Origin of the sequence: Streptomyces sp. NPDC059787 (assembly GCF_042732315.1) — a bacterium.
GTDB classification, from domain to species: domain Bacteria; phylum Actinomycetota; class Actinomycetes; order Streptomycetales; family Streptomycetaceae; genus Streptomyces; species Streptomyces atrovirens.
The window spans coordinates 1-15,624 of the sequence record NZ_JBHWHX010000004.1; the positions used below are offsets into that span (position 1 = coordinate 1).

The 15,624-nt window shown below is 70.6% G+C and carries 13 protein-coding genes; 7 read left to right on the forward strand and 6 right to left on the reverse strand.

Annotated elements, in window-relative coordinates:
* Positions 1 to 261: 261 nt before the first annotated feature.
* Entirely contained in the window at positions 262 to 504 is a 243-nt protein-coding gene (locus tag ACFV5H_RS05075; protein ID WP_385058697.1) for a hypothetical protein, read from the reverse strand.
* A gap of 43 nt (positions 505 to 547) precedes the next feature.
* The gene (locus ACFV5H_RS05080) at positions 548 to 1,285 is read right to left on the reverse strand and encodes an XRE family transcriptional regulator (RefSeq protein ID WP_385193109.1); all 738 of its coding nucleotides are present in this window, start codon (positions 1,283 to 1,285) and stop codon (positions 548 to 550) included.
* Positions 1,286 to 2,052: 767 nt separating this feature from the next.
* Between ACFV5H_RS05080 and ACFV5H_RS05085 the strand changes: the two genes are divergently transcribed.
* Entirely contained in the window at positions 2,053 to 2,316 is a 264-nt protein-coding gene (locus tag ACFV5H_RS05085; RefSeq protein WP_385192915.1) for a hypothetical protein, read from the forward strand.
* Between the two features lie 40 nt (positions 2,317 to 2,356).
* On the opposite strand, the gene ACFV5H_RS05090 is transcribed toward ACFV5H_RS05085, so the two are convergent.
* Positions 2,357 to 4,300 carry a tetratricopeptide repeat protein gene (locus tag ACFV5H_RS05090; protein WP_385058700.1) on the reverse strand — a complete coding sequence of 648 codons (1,944 nt, stop codon included), beginning with the start codon at positions 4,298 to 4,300 and terminating at the stop codon, positions 2,357 to 2,359.
* A gap of 133 nt (positions 4,301 to 4,433) precedes the next feature.
* Positions 4,434 to 5,294, reverse strand: a complete 861-nt coding sequence (locus tag ACFV5H_RS05095) for a nucleosidase (RefSeq protein WP_385192917.1) — start codon at positions 5,292 to 5,294, stop codon at positions 4,434 to 4,436.
* A gap of 33 nt (positions 5,295 to 5,327) precedes the next feature.
* Here ACFV5H_RS05095 and ACFV5H_RS05100 point away from each other — a divergent pair, with 33 nt between their 5' ends.
* Positions 5,328 to 5,867, forward strand: coding sequence for a hypothetical protein (locus tag ACFV5H_RS05100; RefSeq protein ID WP_385192919.1), 540 nt, complete (start codon positions 5,328 to 5,330; stop codon positions 5,865 to 5,867).
* A gap of 65 nt (positions 5,868 to 5,932) precedes the next feature.
* Positions 5,933 to 8,323, forward strand: coding sequence for a tetratricopeptide repeat protein (locus ACFV5H_RS05105; protein WP_385192922.1), 2,391 nt, complete (start codon positions 5,933 to 5,935; stop codon positions 8,321 to 8,323).
* Here ACFV5H_RS05105 and ACFV5H_RS05110 read toward each other — a convergent pair.
* Together ACFV5H_RS05110 and ACFV5H_RS05115 are read right to left on the reverse strand one after the other, a co-directional pair.
* Complete coding sequence (locus ACFV5H_RS05110) at positions 8,320 to 9,015, reverse strand: response regulator (protein WP_385192925.1); 696 nt, start codon at positions 9,013 to 9,015, stop codon at positions 8,320 to 8,322. The genes ACFV5H_RS05105 and ACFV5H_RS05110 overlap by 4 nt on opposite strands.
* A complete protein-coding gene (locus tag ACFV5H_RS05115) occupies positions 9,012 to 10,649 on the reverse strand; it encodes an ATP-binding protein (protein ID WP_385192927.1) in 1,638 nt (545 codons plus the stop codon). The genes ACFV5H_RS05110 and ACFV5H_RS05115 overlap by 4 nt, the downstream gene beginning before the upstream one ends.
* A gap of 157 nt (positions 10,650 to 10,806) precedes the next feature.
* Between ACFV5H_RS05115 and ACFV5H_RS05120 the strand changes: the two genes are divergently transcribed.
* The 4 genes from ACFV5H_RS05120 to ACFV5H_RS05135 all read left to right on the forward strand — a co-directional run bounded on the left by ACFV5H_RS05120 (position 10,807) and on the right by ACFV5H_RS05135 (position 15,615).
* Positions 10,807 to 12,204: a cation:dicarboxylate symporter family transporter gene (locus ACFV5H_RS05120; protein WP_385058685.1), complete on the forward strand. Its 1,398-nt coding sequence runs from the start codon at positions 10,807 to 10,809 to the stop codon at positions 12,202 to 12,204.
* A 210-nt stretch (positions 12,205 to 12,414) separates the two neighbouring features.
* Positions 12,415 to 12,843 (forward strand): MerR family transcriptional regulator, encoded by a 429-nt coding sequence (locus ACFV5H_RS05125; protein WP_385192930.1) that lies wholly within the window; start codon positions 12,415 to 12,417, stop codon positions 12,841 to 12,843.
* Between the two features lie 14 nt (positions 12,844 to 12,857).
* Entirely contained in the window at positions 12,858 to 13,172 is a 315-nt protein-coding gene (locus tag ACFV5H_RS05130) for a thioredoxin family protein (protein WP_385193111.1), read from the forward strand.
* Between the two features lie 214 nt (positions 13,173 to 13,386).
* Positions 13,387 to 15,615 (forward strand): HelD family protein, encoded by a 2,229-nt coding sequence (locus tag ACFV5H_RS05135; protein WP_385059171.1) that lies wholly within the window; start codon positions 13,387 to 13,389, stop codon positions 15,613 to 15,615.
* Positions 15,616 to 15,624 lie beyond the last annotated feature (9 nt).

Sequence of the window (15,624 nt, forward strand, 5' to 3'; positions counted from 1 at the left end):
CGGCCGCGCACACGCGGCCGGGCCCCGGGCCGTCGAGCGGTGGGGGCCACCCGTGCCCACTCACACCGTGATGACGCCGATCGAGGGCTGTCCCGGCAGGTCCAGGGCGGCGTGAGAGCGGACAGCGTCCCCCTGCGGCTTTTTGTTCGACGGACTTGATCCGGGCTTACATCCCGTCGTCACCGTCGACGTACAGGGACAGGCCCCGGGCGCCCAGCACGAGAGTGCCTCCGGCCTGCACCCTGGCCTTGAGGCGTTTGCTCACCACTCGGATTCCGCCCGCCTCATCGCCTCGTCACCGGCCGGCCCGAACGCGCGCTCGTCGGCCTCGACGGCCTCGCGCAGCTTGGCCATGGCGAGCCACTGCTCCAGCGCCTCGGAGACGACGGCCGAGAATCCGGACTTCCCGGTCCGGACCTCGACCTCCTTGATCAACGACTGCGGCAGGGAGACGGACCGCTTACCAGCCCGCTCCGGTGTGGGGGAGGCGGCGTGAGTGCTCATGCCTGAAACGTAGCGCCGCTGGTAGGAGAATTCCGCTTGCGCTCTAGCCTTGAAGGCCTGTCGGCACTCCCTTTGACCACAGCTCTTCGGCATGTTCGGTGAACCGGGCGAACATTCCGGTACCGCCGAACCTCCGCAGGTGCAGCAGAGGTGAGTCGTGCCCGACCAGTCGGGCCAGATGGGGCGTGACAAGCGCCTCGTCGTCGAAGCGGAAGACCGACAGCGAGACGTGACTGGTCGCGTCGCTCGCCGCGGAGAAACGTGCTTCCAGGCCCTCATGCGCACCGAGCTTGCCCAGGTGCTCAAGCGTGATCCGGATGCGCGTGGAAACAGTGAGAGCCACGTCTTCGATCTGCTCGCGGTTGCGCGTTGTCTCGCCGTCGGGGTCACCCAGCAGGAAACGCACACGGCACCCGCTGTCGAGCTTCCGACGCAGGGTTGACACGAACGCGGGCTGGTCGATCCAGAGGAAGTAGTTCGTGTACCCCGCGAAGAGGATGTCCGTCGTGGACTTCTCGACGAGTTCGGCCCAGACCGTCGACGGACAGGAGGACCGGTAGGGGTAGGAGTGGATGATCTCGCGGTCCCCACCGGACTTGATTCGTTCCTTCACCGCTTTCGGCCACAGCATCTCTTCGTCAACTCCCAACGCCTTGCAGGCGTCTTCCCGGTTCCTGGCGTGCGGGATCAGTTCGGCGTCCGCCATCCACCGTTCCACGGTCTTGCCGGAAACGCCTACCCGTACCGCTAACTGCCTGGGCGACAGATTGGCCGACTGCATAGCCGATCTCAGCGCGCTGTCCAAGACTTCCCCCGAGGACGTTTGGGCGTTTTCCCGCGCTACCGCTGAAACGTCTCAGATGTCGCCAAACCTGCGTCGAAAGCTCCTTGAGGGCACGTCAGCATGGCAGACGCAAGGACCCCGGCGACCGCGCGAACGGCCCCGGGGCGTGGCCAACGCTTACGAGGAGCGTCGACGACCCATGCTTATCACGCAGTTGCTCGACTGGCTGAGAGCGGTTCTGTTCGGACCGCGTACTTCCGGCAGGCACAGCCGACGCGCAGTGGTCTCCGTGGCGCCCCGGAGGTTGCAATTCCCTCTGTCCCCATGTGTGTTGGGTGCTCGACTGGTCGCCGTGCATCGGCTCCACATGAGAGGGCGCCCGACGCCACCGCAGACGCGGACGCAGTTGCTCCGTGACGGGGAGACGGAGGAAGCCTGGGAGCCGACGGGCGTACTTGTCCGGCCCTACGTGGCACATCTGGGCGTTTCGGCCAGGACCGACCGCACGGACGCTCAGGCATGGGCGGGACCCTGGGTGAATTCCTGGGGTGATGCCCGGTGACGATGACGATCGAGGTCTACCGGATCAACCCGCGAACAGGCGTCCGTACTCAGGTCCGGCCGTTGCGGACCGTCAAACCTGCCGATGTACCGGAACTCTTCGACAGGTTCCCGCCTTGCGCCTGCCCGCGTTGCCGGGCGAGGACGGATGCGAGGCTGCGCGCCCAAGTGGCGGAAGTGAACAGGCGGAGTCGGGGGGAACTGTGACGCGCTCGATCATCAAAGCGGTTGAATGGGCGTTGGGTCCGGAAACCGGTGAGGGTGCCCCGCGGGCCATCTATTCCGCCCTGTGCATGGCGTGCGGGGCAGAGGCGCCGGCGTCGGACGATTCCCCTGAGCCTGTGGAGGTCCGGGCGCTGAAACACACGGGCCTGAATCCGGCCCATCGGCAGTACAAGGCCATGGTCGAGACCTATTGGCGGGTGACCCCGGTGGAGGGCAACCCCTACCGGGAGCTTGACGCCTGAGTACACCCGGAGGCCTACGGGGGTGGGCTCGGGTGGGGAGTTATTCCGGTTGTTCGGCAGCGCGGGCGCGGGCCTGGGCGGCTTCGGTGGGGGCGTTGGCCCGGGTGTAGGCGTCGGCGGACCGGAGGTAGGCGGCGCGGGCCTCGGCTGGACGGTGGGCGTCCTCGTGAGCGAGGGCCAGGTTGTGGAGCGTCTGCCCCTCTCCGTACCAGTCTTCGAACTCCCGGCAGATCTCCAGGTCCTTGCTGTATGCCTCGATCGCCTCCTTTGCCCGGCCTGCCTCCTGCAGGGCGTTGCCGAGATTGTTCCAAGCTGTGGCCTCGTGATGGCGGTCTCCGGTGGCCTGGAACAGGTCACGGGCCAGGGTGTGGGCGTCGATCGCCTCTTCTGCCCGGCCCGCGTTTCGCAGGGCGCTGCCGAGGTTGTTCCACGCGATGGCCTCGTTGTGGCGGTCTCCGGCGGCCTGGCACAGGTCACGATCCCGGGTGTGGGCGTCGATCGCCTCTTCTGCCCGGCCCGCCACCTGCAGGGCGAGGCCAAGGTTGTTCCACGCATTGGCTTCACGGTGGCGGTCTCCGGCGGACTGGTACAGGTCGTGGGCCAGGCTATGGGCGTTGATTGCCTCCTCTGTCCGGCCCGCATGCCGCAGTGCGAGGCCGAGGTTGTCCCACGCATCGGCCTCGCCCAGCCGGTCTCCGACAAGCCGCGCGGCCTCCCGCGCCGTCTCCGCGACGGCGATCCGGTCGTCGAAATACCGCCGCCAGGCCAGGTACACCCCCAGACACAAAGCCAGCCGCACTGCCGCGCCTGCGAACCGCTCCTCCCGTCCCCACCCCACCGCCGCCACCAGACCGGACCGCTCACTGTCCAACCACGCCAACGCCTCCCCCCGATCCCCGAACCGCTCCGGCACCGGCTTCCCCGGCAGCCACCGCAACCGGTCATCAGCCGCATCCGCCCACCGCACGTAGAACCACAGCACTCGCTCCCGCGCCACCTCCCCCTCCTCCCGCAACCCCGCATCCCCCGCCACCACGCCCGCCCCGAACACCCGCACCAAGTCATGCAACCGCCACCGCATGGCGGAAGCCGTACCGTTGCCGCCTCCCACTGGCGTGACGAGATACCTGGCGGCCAGATCCTCCAGCAGCGACAGCACGGCCCCGGTGTCGAGGTCGACAAGAGTGGCGATCGCCTCCGTGCTGGTCTCCGCACCTGGCGCGAGGCAGAGCAAGCGCAGCAGTCGGGCCTGGTCGGGCGGCAGCCGGTGATAGGAGGTCTCCAGAACAGGCCGCAGGACGAGTGAGCGTCCATAGAGGTCGGTTCCGGGACTGCCGTGGTCGAGGACGGTGGTCGCGTCCCCGGCCTCTCGGATCTCGGCCACCAGAGAAGCAATGTTCCGATGGCGACGCCGGCGCAGCATCCCCGCCGCGATCTGGAGGGCCAGGGGTAGATGACCGCAAAGATCGGCCAGCTCGCGCAGGGCTCCGGGCTCACGCGTTGGACGGTCGTCCCGTTCGTCGGTGTCGTGCAGGGCACAGGTCAGAAGGGTGACGGAGTCGTCCGGGGCGAGTGTTTCCAGGTTGATCAGACGTAGCGGAAGGGCGTCGGTGCGGTCCCGGGAGGTGATAAGCACCCGGTGGTGGTCCGTGCCGGGCAGGAGCGGCAAGTACTGGGCGGGATCCGAGGCGTTGTCCAGGATCAGCAGCATCCTGTCCCGTCGTTCGGCGAGGAGCGCGCGGTATGCGTCGTACTGGCGGTCCGCCGTCGGCGGCAGATCCCCGTCCCGCACACCGAGTGCGTCGAGCAGGGCCAGGACCGCCTGATCAGCCGTGACCGGGTCGTCGTCGTACCCACGCAGGTCCACGAAGAGTGTTCCGCCCGGGAACCAGCCCTTGCTGCGGGCCCGGTGCGCCGCCTCCACCGCCAGTGCGGTCTTGCCGACACCGCCCATGCCCGTGACGGCGAAGATGAGGAGCGGCAGCGCGGCCGTGTCGTCCTCGCTGGGGGAGAGGTGCGGGAGCAGACGGTCCAGGTCTGCCGATCGGCCGGTGAAGCCCAGGGGGCGGGGTGGGAGGGCGGCGGTCGCTCGCGGGATCGGGCCGTGGATGGTCCCCTTACCGCTGCCCTCCACTCTGCTTGCCGGCGACGGTGCCGTGGAAGGTGCCGCCCCGGAAGTCGATGTGGTCTCCGCCGTACGTCGCTCCGCCGTCCCCGTGCCGATGGGGGCTCTCCTCGGAGTCGGAGGAACCCTCGCGCGGCCGGTGCTTGTGCAGCACCGCCACCGTCACCGCGGCCGCCTGCTCGGCGGCGCGCTTCTGCGAACCCGAGGCGTCGGCCTTGTGCTTCCCGGCGTCGGCGCGGTCGCTGATGCCCCGGATCACCAGGGCGTTCAACTGACCGTTCAGGTGGGCCGCCAGAAGTGCTCCGGAGCCCTCCATCTCGATCGCGCCCGCGTCGTTGTAGTTCTTGCGAATGAACCGGGCGATCTCGGACTTGGCGTCCGCCAGGACCACGTCACCCGTGGCGATCGGCAGGAAGTGCGTCCGTACGTCGGGCATGTCCCGCACGGCGGAACGGGCCGCCTGTTCGAGCGCGTGCGAGCCCGGCAAGGCTTCCGGCCGGACCAGGAAGCCGTCCGGCGTCTGCTTGCCGCCGTGGATCTCGTACACCTTCGTGCCCACGACGACGTCACCGATCTCGACGTCGTCCTTCAGGCTGCCGGCGACACCGACGAAGAACACGGCCTCGGGGCGCAGCCAGGTGATGAGCTGGGTAGTGAGAGCGGCGGCCCGCTCGGCGCCCATGCCCAGCTCGGCGAGGGCGACGTGCCAGGAAGTGCCGGGTAGTCGGCCCTTCTCGACCCGGGTCCCGTCGCGGTGCACCAGTTCCTTCCGCTCCTCGACGTGCGCGCGGACGGCGGCGTATTCGAGCGGAAGTGCGGTCAGGACCAGAACGGTGGGCCGGGTCTCCTGCATAGTCATAAGTTACAACTGGGGGAAGGGAATCGAGTGCCGGAACAGGACCTCACCGTCGGGCAGTTGCTGCTCGCCGAGTACCAGACCGTGAAGGACGAGCAGAAGGCGAGGATCGGGTTCCGGGACAACCTCCTCTACGTGACGCTGGCCGTCGTGGCCGCCGTCATCGCCGCCGCGGCCCAGGCGAAGCAGCCCTCGATGCTCCTGGCGCTGCCGCCGGTGTGCGTCGTCCTCGGATGGACCTACCTCGTCAACGACGAGAAGATCTCGGCGATCGGCCGCTACGTCCGGGACGATCTGGGACCCAGGCTGGCGGCCCTCGCGGCGAACGGGAGCGGCTTCACGACGTTCGGGTGGGAGGCGTACCACCGGAGCGACACCCGGCGCCGGTCCCGCAAGAGGATCCAGACCGTGATCGACCTGACGGCCTTCTGCGCGGTACCGCTGGCCGCCCTGGTCGTGTTCTGGGCGAACGGCGACGGCGGAGGGCTGATGGTCACGCTGTCGGTGCTGGAGGCGCTCGCCGTGGCCGGGCTTGCCTCGCAGGTCGTGTGGTACGCGAAGGTGGCGTGAAACCCCTTCCCGAGTACTACCTTTGACGCACTGTCGTGAGTTTTTGACGGGGGCGAGTACGGCGTATGGAAGCGGCACTGCTGGCGGCCCTGGCCGAGGGCGCGGGTGGGGACGGTGGACGTCGGGCGGTGGAGAGGCTGGCGCGGGCGGTGGGGCTCGACGTCGGCGCACCCGCCCGAGAGATCGCCGAGGCGGCGGAGGAGCCGGCGCGGCGGGAGGCCGTACGGGAGTGGGGCGAGACGGTGGCCGAGCTGCTCGCCGCCGATCCGCGAGGCGTCGCCGGTGCCGTCGCGCGGGCCATGGAGCGGGCCGCGCCGGGAAGCGGAATGTCCTGGTACGACGGTGACCACACCGACTTCCGGGGTGGGGTCTTCCTGCGTGAGGTCGTCGGCGTACAGGTCGTGATCCAGCAGGGCGGGGCCGCCGTCCCGGAGGCGATGGCCGGCCTGCCGCCGAGGCCCGGCGGGTTCACGGGCCGGGAGCGCGAGACGAGGGAACTGCTGCGCGCACTGGACCCGGCCGGGGCGCGGTCGGCCGAGTCGGCGGCGACCCTCGTCGCCGCCGTGTCCGGGCTCGGCGGCATCGGCAAGACCGCGCTCGCCGTCGAGACCGCGCACCTGGCCCGTGAACGGGGCTGGTTCCCCGGCGGGGTCCTCTTCATCGACCTGCACGGCTACGACCGGGAGCCCGTCACCGCCGACCGTGCCCTCCAAGCACTGCTGCGCGCCCTCGGCACCGCGCCGGAGCACATCCCCACCACGACGGACGAGCGGGCGGCGCTCTACCGCTCCACGCTGGCCACCAGGGCTCACGAGTGCGGCCCGGTGCTGGTCCTGGCCGACAACGCCTCCTCACCGGACCAGGTGCGGCCCCTCCTGCCGGGCGACTCCCGGCACCACGTCCTGGTCACGTCACGCGACCGGCTGCCTCAACTGGGTGCGCGGCTCGTTCCCCTGGACCAGCTCAGCCCAGAGGAGGCGTACGAACTCCTCGACCGCGCCCTGCGCATCGCAGACCCGCACGACAGCAGGGTGGCCGACGCCCCCGACACGGCCGAGCGACTCGCCGGCCTCTGCGGGCACCTCCCGCTGGCCCTGCAGATCGCGGCCGCCCTGCTGGCGGAGGACCCGGGCAAACCGGTGTCCGAACTCGTGGCGGAACTGACCGAGTCCCACGACCGCCTCGACCATCTCGACGACGGCGAGCGCAGCGTCCGTGCCACCTTCGAGCTCTCCTACCGCCGGTTGCCGCCCGAGCACGCGCGGCTGCTGGGCCTGCTCGCTCTCGCGCCGGGGCCCGAGGTGAGTGACGAGATCGTCGCCGTGCTCGTCGGTACCGAGAAGTCTCCGGTGCGGGTTCTGAATGCCCTGACCCGTGCACACCTCGTGGAGAGGGGAAGCGAACGCGGATGGTGGCGGTTGCATGACTTGGTGCGGATGTTCGGGGCGGGTGTGGTGGCGGGGGATGCGGGATTGCGGGAGGAGGGGGAGGCTGCGCGGGAGCGGGTGCTGAAGTTCTACGTGCGGTGGACGTATGCGGCTGATGACCGGTTGCGGTGGCTGCCGGGGATGGCAGAGCCGGAGCGGTTCGGGGATCGAGGACAGGCACTGGCGTGGCTGGACGGTGAGCGGGCGGGTTTGGTGGCGGCGGTGGGGTGGGGGCGGGAGGAACGGTTTGCGGTTGTGGCGGTGGCACTGGCTGAGTCTCTGGGGGAGTACCTGGCCTGGCGGCGGTATTTCGACGACTTGATCTCCGTTGCGGAAGCCGCACGGGAAGCCGCGCGGTGTGCCGGAAACCGTCTGTACGAGGCCAGCGCGTGGAGCCACCTTGGTAATGCCCTGCGGAATACGAGTCGGGTGGAGGAGGCGATCGAGGCCCATATTCAAGCCCGCGACCTGTATCAGGCTGCCGGAGACCGCCACCGTGAGGCCACGGCCTGGAACAACCTCGGCCTCGCCTTGCGGGCGGCGGGCCAGGCGGGGCAGGCGATCAAGGCCCACATTCAAGCCCGTGACCTGTATCAGGCTGCCGGAGACCGCCACCGTGAGGCCACGGCCTGGAACAACCTCGGCCTCGCCTTGCGGGCGGCGGGCCAGGCGGAGGAGGCGATCAAGGCCCACATTCGGGCCCGTGACCTGTGTCGGTCTGCCGGAGACCGCCACCGTGAGGCCACAGCCTGGAACAACCTCGGCAGCGCCCTGCGGGAGTCGGGCCGGGTGGAGGAGGCGATCGAGGCGTACGGCAAGTCTCTGAAGCTCCGCCGGGAGTTTCAGGACTGGTACGGCGAGGGGCAGACCCTTCACAACCTGGCCCTCGTTCACGAGGACGCCCACCGCCCCGCCGAAGCCCGCGCCGCCTACCTCCAGGCCGCCGACGCCTTCACCCGCGCCAACGCCTCCACCGAAGCCGCCCAGGCCCGCGCCTACGCCGCCGCTCTGGACACCCCCACCCCCTAACCCCCCTTCCCCACCCCCCGAACCCACCGATAAACCAACTCCGGCCGCCCCACCTGCCCATAAACCGGAGCCCGCCCGGCCCTCCCCGCCTCCACCAGATGCTCCAGATACCGCCGGGCCGTGATCCGGGAGATCCCCACGACCTCGGCGACCCCCGCCGCGGTCAGCCCGTCCTCGACCTCCCGCAGTGCCCCCGTCACCCGCTCCAGCGTCGGTCCGCTCAGCCCCTTCGGCAGCGCGGCCGGCCCCGGCGCCCGCAGTGCCGCCAGTGCCCTGTCCACCTCGGCCTGCCCGCTGGCCTCGCCCACCGCCGAGTGGAACTCGGCGTAGCGCACCAGCCGGTCCCGCAGGGTCGCGAAGGTGAATGGCTTCAGCACGTACTGCACGACCCCCAGCGACACCCCCTCCCGTACGACCGCGAGGTCACGGGCCGACGTCACCGCGATCACGTCGGCGTGATGACCGGCCGCCCGCAGTGAGCGGGCGAGCTGGAGTCCGTGCACGTCGGGCAGGTGCAGGTCGAGCAGGAGCAGGTCGACGGGGGTGCGCTCCAGGGCCCGGCGGGCCTCCGCCCCGGTGTGCGCCTTGCCCACGGCGACGAACCCCGGCACCCGGCCGACGTACATCACATGGGCGTCGGCGGCCACCGGGTCGTCCTCGACGACCAGCACTCTGATGGGTTCCCCGCTCATACGGCGCCTCCCGTACTCTCCACGACAGTGGAGCCCCTGAGCGGCAGCCGCGCCTCGAACACCGCACCGCCCTCCTCCCCGGACGTCACCGACAGCACCCCGCCGTGCCGGCCCGCCGCCTGCCGTACGAGCGCCAGGCCCAGCCCCCGCCCGCCCGGGCCGGCCGGTTTGGTCGTGAAGCCGCGCTGGAAGACCGCCTCCGCGTGGTCCGGGTCCACTCCGGGGCCGGTGTCGGAGACGCGCAGGATCAGCTCCGAGCCGTCCTCCTCGGTCAGCGCCGTCACCGTCACGCGGGGCCGCACCCCGCCCTGTGCCGCGTCCACGGCGTTGTCGATCAGGTTGCCGAGGATGGTGACCAGGTCCCGGGCGGGCAGGGTGTCCGGGAGGAGACCGTCGTCCAGGCGGCTGTCGTCCGACACCACCAGTTCCACGCCCCGCTCGTTGGCCTGGGCGGTCTTGCCGAGCAGCAGCGCCGCGAGGACCGGCTCGCTCACCGCCGCCACCACCTGGTCGGTGAGCGCCTGTGCCAGCTCCAGCTCGGCCGTCGCGAAGTCGACCGCCTCCTCGGCCCGGCCCAGCTCGATCAGCGAGACGACGGTGTGCAGCCGGTTCGCCGCCTCGTGCGCCTGTGACCGCAGCGCCTGGGTGAAGCCTCGCTCGGAGTCCAGCTCGCCCATCAGCGACTGGAGCTCGGTCACGTCCCGCAGCGTCACCACCGAGCCGCGCTGCTGGCCGCCGGTGACCGGTGAGGTGTTCACCACCAGCACCCGGTCCGCCGTCAGGTGCACCTCGTCCACCCGGGGCTCGGAGGCCAGCAGCGCACCCGTCAGTGGTGTGGGCAGCCCCAGCTCCGCCACCGACCTGCCCACCACGTCCTCCTCCGGCGTCACGCCCAGCAGCTCCCGGCCGCCGTCGTTGATCAGCGCGATCCTGTACCGGCCGTCCAGCATCAGCAGCCCCTCGCGCACGGCGTGGAGCGCGGCCTGATGGTAGTCGTGCATGTGGCTGAGCTCGGCCGCGTTCATGCCGTGGGTGTGCCGGCGCAGCCGCGCGTTGATGACGTACGTGCCGATCGCGCCGAGCCCGAGGGCGCCGCCCGCGACCGCGAGCAGCGCCGTGAGCTGTTCCTGGGCGCGCTGGCTGATCTCCTCGACCCTTATGCCGGCGCTGACCAGGCCGACGATGCGGTCGCCGTCCCGGACCGGGGTGACCGCCCGGACCGACGGGCCGAGGGTGCCGGTGTAGGTCTCGGTGAAGGTGCGGCCCCGCAGCGCCGGGGCCGTGTTGCCCTGGAAGACCAGGCCGATCTGGTCCGGGTCGGGGTGGGTCCAGCGGATGCCCCGGGGGTCCATGATCGTGACGAAGTCGACGTCGGTGTCGCGCACCACCTCCAGCGCGTACGGCTGGAGCCGGGCCGAGGGGGCGGAGGAGCGGATCGCCTGCCGTACGGAAGGGGAGTCGGCGACCGAGCGGGCCACCGCGGTGACCTGGCGGCCCGCCGCCTCCTCGGCCTGGCTGCGGTTGCTGACGTACGTGAACAGCGCGTATCCGGCCACGACCACCGCGATGAGCACGGCCTGCATGGCGAAGAGCTGGCCCGCGAGGCTGCGGGGCCGGGGGAGGGGGATGCGCATTCAGCCAGTCTGCCTCCGGGGTCCACGGTGAACTAAATGAACGGAAGGGTGACCGCGCTCACAAGGCACGACATAGTCACGGCGTTCCCTTAAAACCCATCCCCCGGACGTGAGCCGCACGCCGGTGATGCCGACGACGTCGTCAAGGAGGGCCGCCGTGACCAGCACAGCCGCTACGGCACCTGCCGCACCCAAGGCCAAGCGGGACCGCACGCACTATCTCTACATCGCGGTGATCATCGCGGTCGCCCTCGGTATCGCCGTCGGTCTGATCGCACCCGACTTCGCGACCGAGCTGAAGCCGCTCGGCACCGGCTTCGTGAACCTGATCAAGATGATGATCTCGCCGATCATCTTCTGCACCATCGTGCTGGGCATCGGTTCCGTGCGGAAGGCCGCCAAGGTCGGCGCGGTCGGCGGTATCGCGCTCGGCTACTTCATGGTGATGTCGGTCGTCGCGCTCGCCATCGGCCTGATCGTCGGCAACATCCTGGACCCGGGTACGGGCCTCGCGGTCACCGACGCCGTCAAGGAGACCGGTCAGGCGCAGGTCGACGCGGAGGCCAAGGGCACCGTCGACTTCCTGATGGGCATCATCCCGACCACGATCGTCTCCGCGTTCACCGCCGGCGAGGTCCTGCAGACCCTGCTGGTCGCCCTGCTCTGCGGCTTCGCCCTCCAGGCCATGGGCTCCGCCGGGCAGCCCGTCCTGCGCGGCATCGAGCACATCCAGCGGCTGGTCTTCCGCGTCCTGGCGATGATCATGTGGGCGGCCCCGGTCGGTGCCTTCGGCGCCATCGCCGCGGTCACCGGCTCGGCCGGCGTCGACGCGCTCAAGAGCCTGGCCGTGCTGATGCTCGGCTTCTACACCACCTGCGTCCTGTTCATCTTCCTGGTGCTGGGCACGATGCTGCGCCTCGTCGCGGGTGTGAACGTCTTCTCGCTCTTCAAGTACCTGGGCCGCGAGTTCCTGCTGATCCTCTCCACCTCCTCGTCGGAGTCGGCGCTGCCGCGCCTCATCGCGAAGATGGAGCACCTGGGTGTCAGCAAGCCGGTGGTCGGCATCACCGTCCCGACCGGCTACTCCTTCAACCTCGACGGCACCATGATCTACATGACCATGGCCTCGCTGTTCATCGCCGACGCCATGGGCACGCCGATGTCGATCGGCGAGCAGATCCCGCTGCTGCTCTTCCTGCTGGTGGCCTCCAAGGGCGCGGCCGGTGTCTCCGGTGCGGGTCTCGCGACGCTGGCCGGTGGTCTCCAGTCGCACAAGCCGGCCCTGGTGGACGGCATCGGCCTCATCGTCGGCATCGACCGCTTCATGAGCGAGGCCCGCGCCCTCACCAACTTCGCGGGCAACGCCGTCGCCACCGTCCTGATCGGCACCTGGACCAAGGAGATCGACCGGGCCCGGGTGGACGAGGTCCTCGCCGGACGCGTCCCCTTCGACGAGAAGACGCTGCTGGACGACCACGCCGCCGGCGGCGACCCGGACGAGCCCCGCGCCGAGCTGCCCGAGCCGGGCGGCGAGAAGGAGCTGGCCAAGGCCTGACGGCCGCCGGCGTCACACGCCCCACAGCCCCGGGCGGCTGGGTACTCCCCCCGTAGCTCAGCCGCCCGGTCACCGGAGGCCCGTCGCCCGTATCCGGGCCTCCACAGCCGCCGAGCGGCCGGACTTCACCCCCGTGAGTCCGGCCGCTCGGCCGTTTCCGTCCCGTACGTCCTTGCCTTGACGCCGACGTCAGGGCTTACGTTCGTCGGCATGCGAATCGGCGAGCTGGCCGCACGGGCCGGGACCACCACGCGGACGCTGCGGTACTACGAGTCACGCGGGCTGCTGTCCGCGCGGCGCACCGGCAACGGATACCGGACCTACGACGAGAGCGATCTGAAGCTGCTGCGGCAGATCCGCACGCTCCAGGACTTCGGGTTCGACCTGGAGGAGACCCGGCCCTTCGTGGAGTGTCTGCGGGCCGGGCACCCCGAGGGCGACTCGTGCCCCGCCTCGCTCCAGGTCTACCGGCGCAAGCTGGACGAGCTCGACGCCCTGATCGGCGAGCTGCGCGCGGTGCGGGCGAAGGTCGGCGAGCAGCTGGCGCGGGCGGAGTCGGCGCGGGACGGGCTGGCCGCCGACGCGGAGGTTCCGGGCGGTCCGGAGCCGGTGTGCGAACTGGGAGGGGAGCTGTGGTGAGCAAGGCGAGCGGTGTGCCCGAGGTGACCGACGCGGACTTCGAGGAAGAGGTGATCGGGGCGGAGCTGCCGGTGCTGGTGGAGTTCACGGCCGACTGGTGCCCGCTGTGCCGGCAGATGGCGCCGGTGCTGAGCGCGCTGGCCGCCGAGGAGGAGGGCCGGCTGAAGGTCGTCCAGCTGAATGTGGACGCCAATCCCGGTACGACCAACGCCTACAAGGTGCTGTCGATGCCGACCTTCATGGTGTTCCGCGACGGGGAGCCGCTGCGGTCGATGGTGGGGGCCAGGCCCAAGCGGCGGCTCCTCGAGGAGCTGGCGGACGTGCTCTGACCTGGCACGACGACCTGGTACGGCCTGGCACGACCTGGTACGCGGTACAAGAAAACCCCCGGGCAATTGCGCCCGGGGGTTTTCTTTGCGTATATTCGTTGATTCGCGACTTCGTTTTCGGAGGAATCACGGAGGAAGTCGCAGTGAAGTTCAGTGACCACAGTATATCCGGGCGGGAGCGGAATTGTCAAACACCGAATTTCCGGACGAGGAATTGCGGCAGGAACAGCAATTCATCGACGGACTGTACGCACGCGTGGACGTCCTGCGCGGCGACGCCGAGGTGTCCGTCACGGAGGCGCTCGCCCAGGGCCACACCCCCAGGCAGGCCCGGCTGGAGCGGGACATCCTGGTCGCCGAGCGCTCCGGGCTGCTCGCCGCGCTGAACGCCGTGGACGGCTCCCTCTGCTTCGGCCGCATCGACCTCGCCTCCGGCGACACCCACCACATCGGCCGGATCGGCCTGCGCGCCGACGACGCCGAACGCACGCCCGTCCTCATCGACTGGCGGGCCGACGTCGCCCGCCCGTTCTACCTGGCCACCGGCCACACCACGATGGGGCTCAGGCGCCGCCGGCACATCTCCACCGAGGGCCGCCGGGTCACCGCCCTGCACGACGAGGTCCTCGACCTCGGCGACGAGACCCGTACCGGCCACGAGGACCCGACCGGCGACGCCGTACTGCTCGCCGCGCTGAACTCCGCGCGCACCGGCCGCATGGGCGACATCGTGCGCACCATCCAGGCCGACCAGGACCGCATCATCCGCGCCCCGCACCGCGGGGTCATGGTGGTCGAGGGCGGCCCCGGCACCGGCAAGACCGCCGTCGCCCTGCACCGCGCCGCCTACCTCCTCTACGAGCACCGCGAGCTGCTGGCCCGCCGCGCCGTCCTGATCGTCGGCCCCAACCCCGCGTTCCTCGGCTACATCGGCGAGGTGCTGCCCAGCCTCGGCGAGACCGGCGTGCTCCTGGCCACCGTCGGCGAGCTGTACCCCGGCGTGCGGACCACCCGGACCGACACCCCCGAGGCCGCCGCCGTCAAGGGCCGCGCCCAGATGGCCGGCGTCCTCGCCGACGTCGTACGCGACCGGCAGGCGCTGCCCGACCCGGTGATCGCGATCGAGCACGACCGCGAGGTCCTGATGCTCGACGACGGCCTGGTGAACGTCGCCCGTGAACGCACCCGTGCCGCCAGGCTGCCGCACAACGTGGCCCGCGAGCACTTCGAGGGCCACATCCTCAACGCGCTCACCGACATGGTCGCCGAACGCATCGGCACCGACCCCTACGACGGCTCCAACCTGCTCGACCCCAGCGACATCACCCAGATCCGCGACGAGCTCGCCGACAACCCCGAGGTCTGGTCCGCCATCGACCAGCTGTGGCCGAGGATCACCCCGCAGCAACTGGTCGCCGACTTCCTCGCCGCACCCGAGGGCCACCTCCCCGACGAGGACGCCGCCGCGGTCCGCCGCCCGGTCACCCGGCACTGGACCGTCTCCGACGTGCCCCTGCTCGACGAGGCCGCCGAACTCCTCGGCGAGGACGACCGCCTCGCACGCGAGCGCGCCGAACGCGAACGGCGGACACAGATCGCCTTCGCGCAGGGCGTCCTGGACGTGTCGTACGCCTCCCGCACCTTCGAGTTCGAGGACAAGGAGGACGCCGACCCGGACTCCTCCGAGGTGCTGTCCGCGCACGACATCATCGACGCGGAACGCTTCGCCGAACGGCACGAGGAGGACGACCACCGCAGCGCCGCCGAGCGCGCCGCCGCCGACCGCACCTGGGCGTTCGGGCACATCATCGTCGACGAGGCGCAGGAACTCTCCCCGATGGCGTGGCGGCTGCTGATGCGGCGCAGCCCCACCCGCTCGATGACCCTGGTCGGCGACCCGGCACAGACCTCCGAGGCGGGCGGCGTCGGCTCCTGGGCGGACATCCTCACCCCGTTCGTCGAGGACCGCTGGGAGCACACCCGGCTCGGCGTCAACTACCGCACCCCCGCCGAGATCATGGACGTCGCCGCGGCGGTGGTGCGCGCCGAGCACCCCGGCTTCGAGCCGCCCGGCTCCGTCCGCTCCACGGGCGTACGGCCCTGGGCCCGAGCCGCCGACGACCTGCCCGGCGCCGTCGCCGAGGCCGTCGCGGAGCTCACCCCCGACGAGGGCCGCCTCGCGGTCATCGCCCCGCGCGAGCTGCACCGGGCGCTGGCCGCGCGGCTGGACGGGGTGACGGCGGGCGGCCAGCCCGATCTGGCGCACGCCGTCGTATTGCTCGACCCGCGTCAGGCCAAGGGGCTGGAGTTCGACTCGGTACTGGTCGTGGAGCCGGGGAGGTACGGCACGAGCGATCTGTATGTGGCGCTCACCCGGGCCACCCAGCGGCTCGGCATTCTGCACGCCGAGCCGCTGCCGAAGGGGTTGGTGGATGTGGTGTAGCGGCTGCGG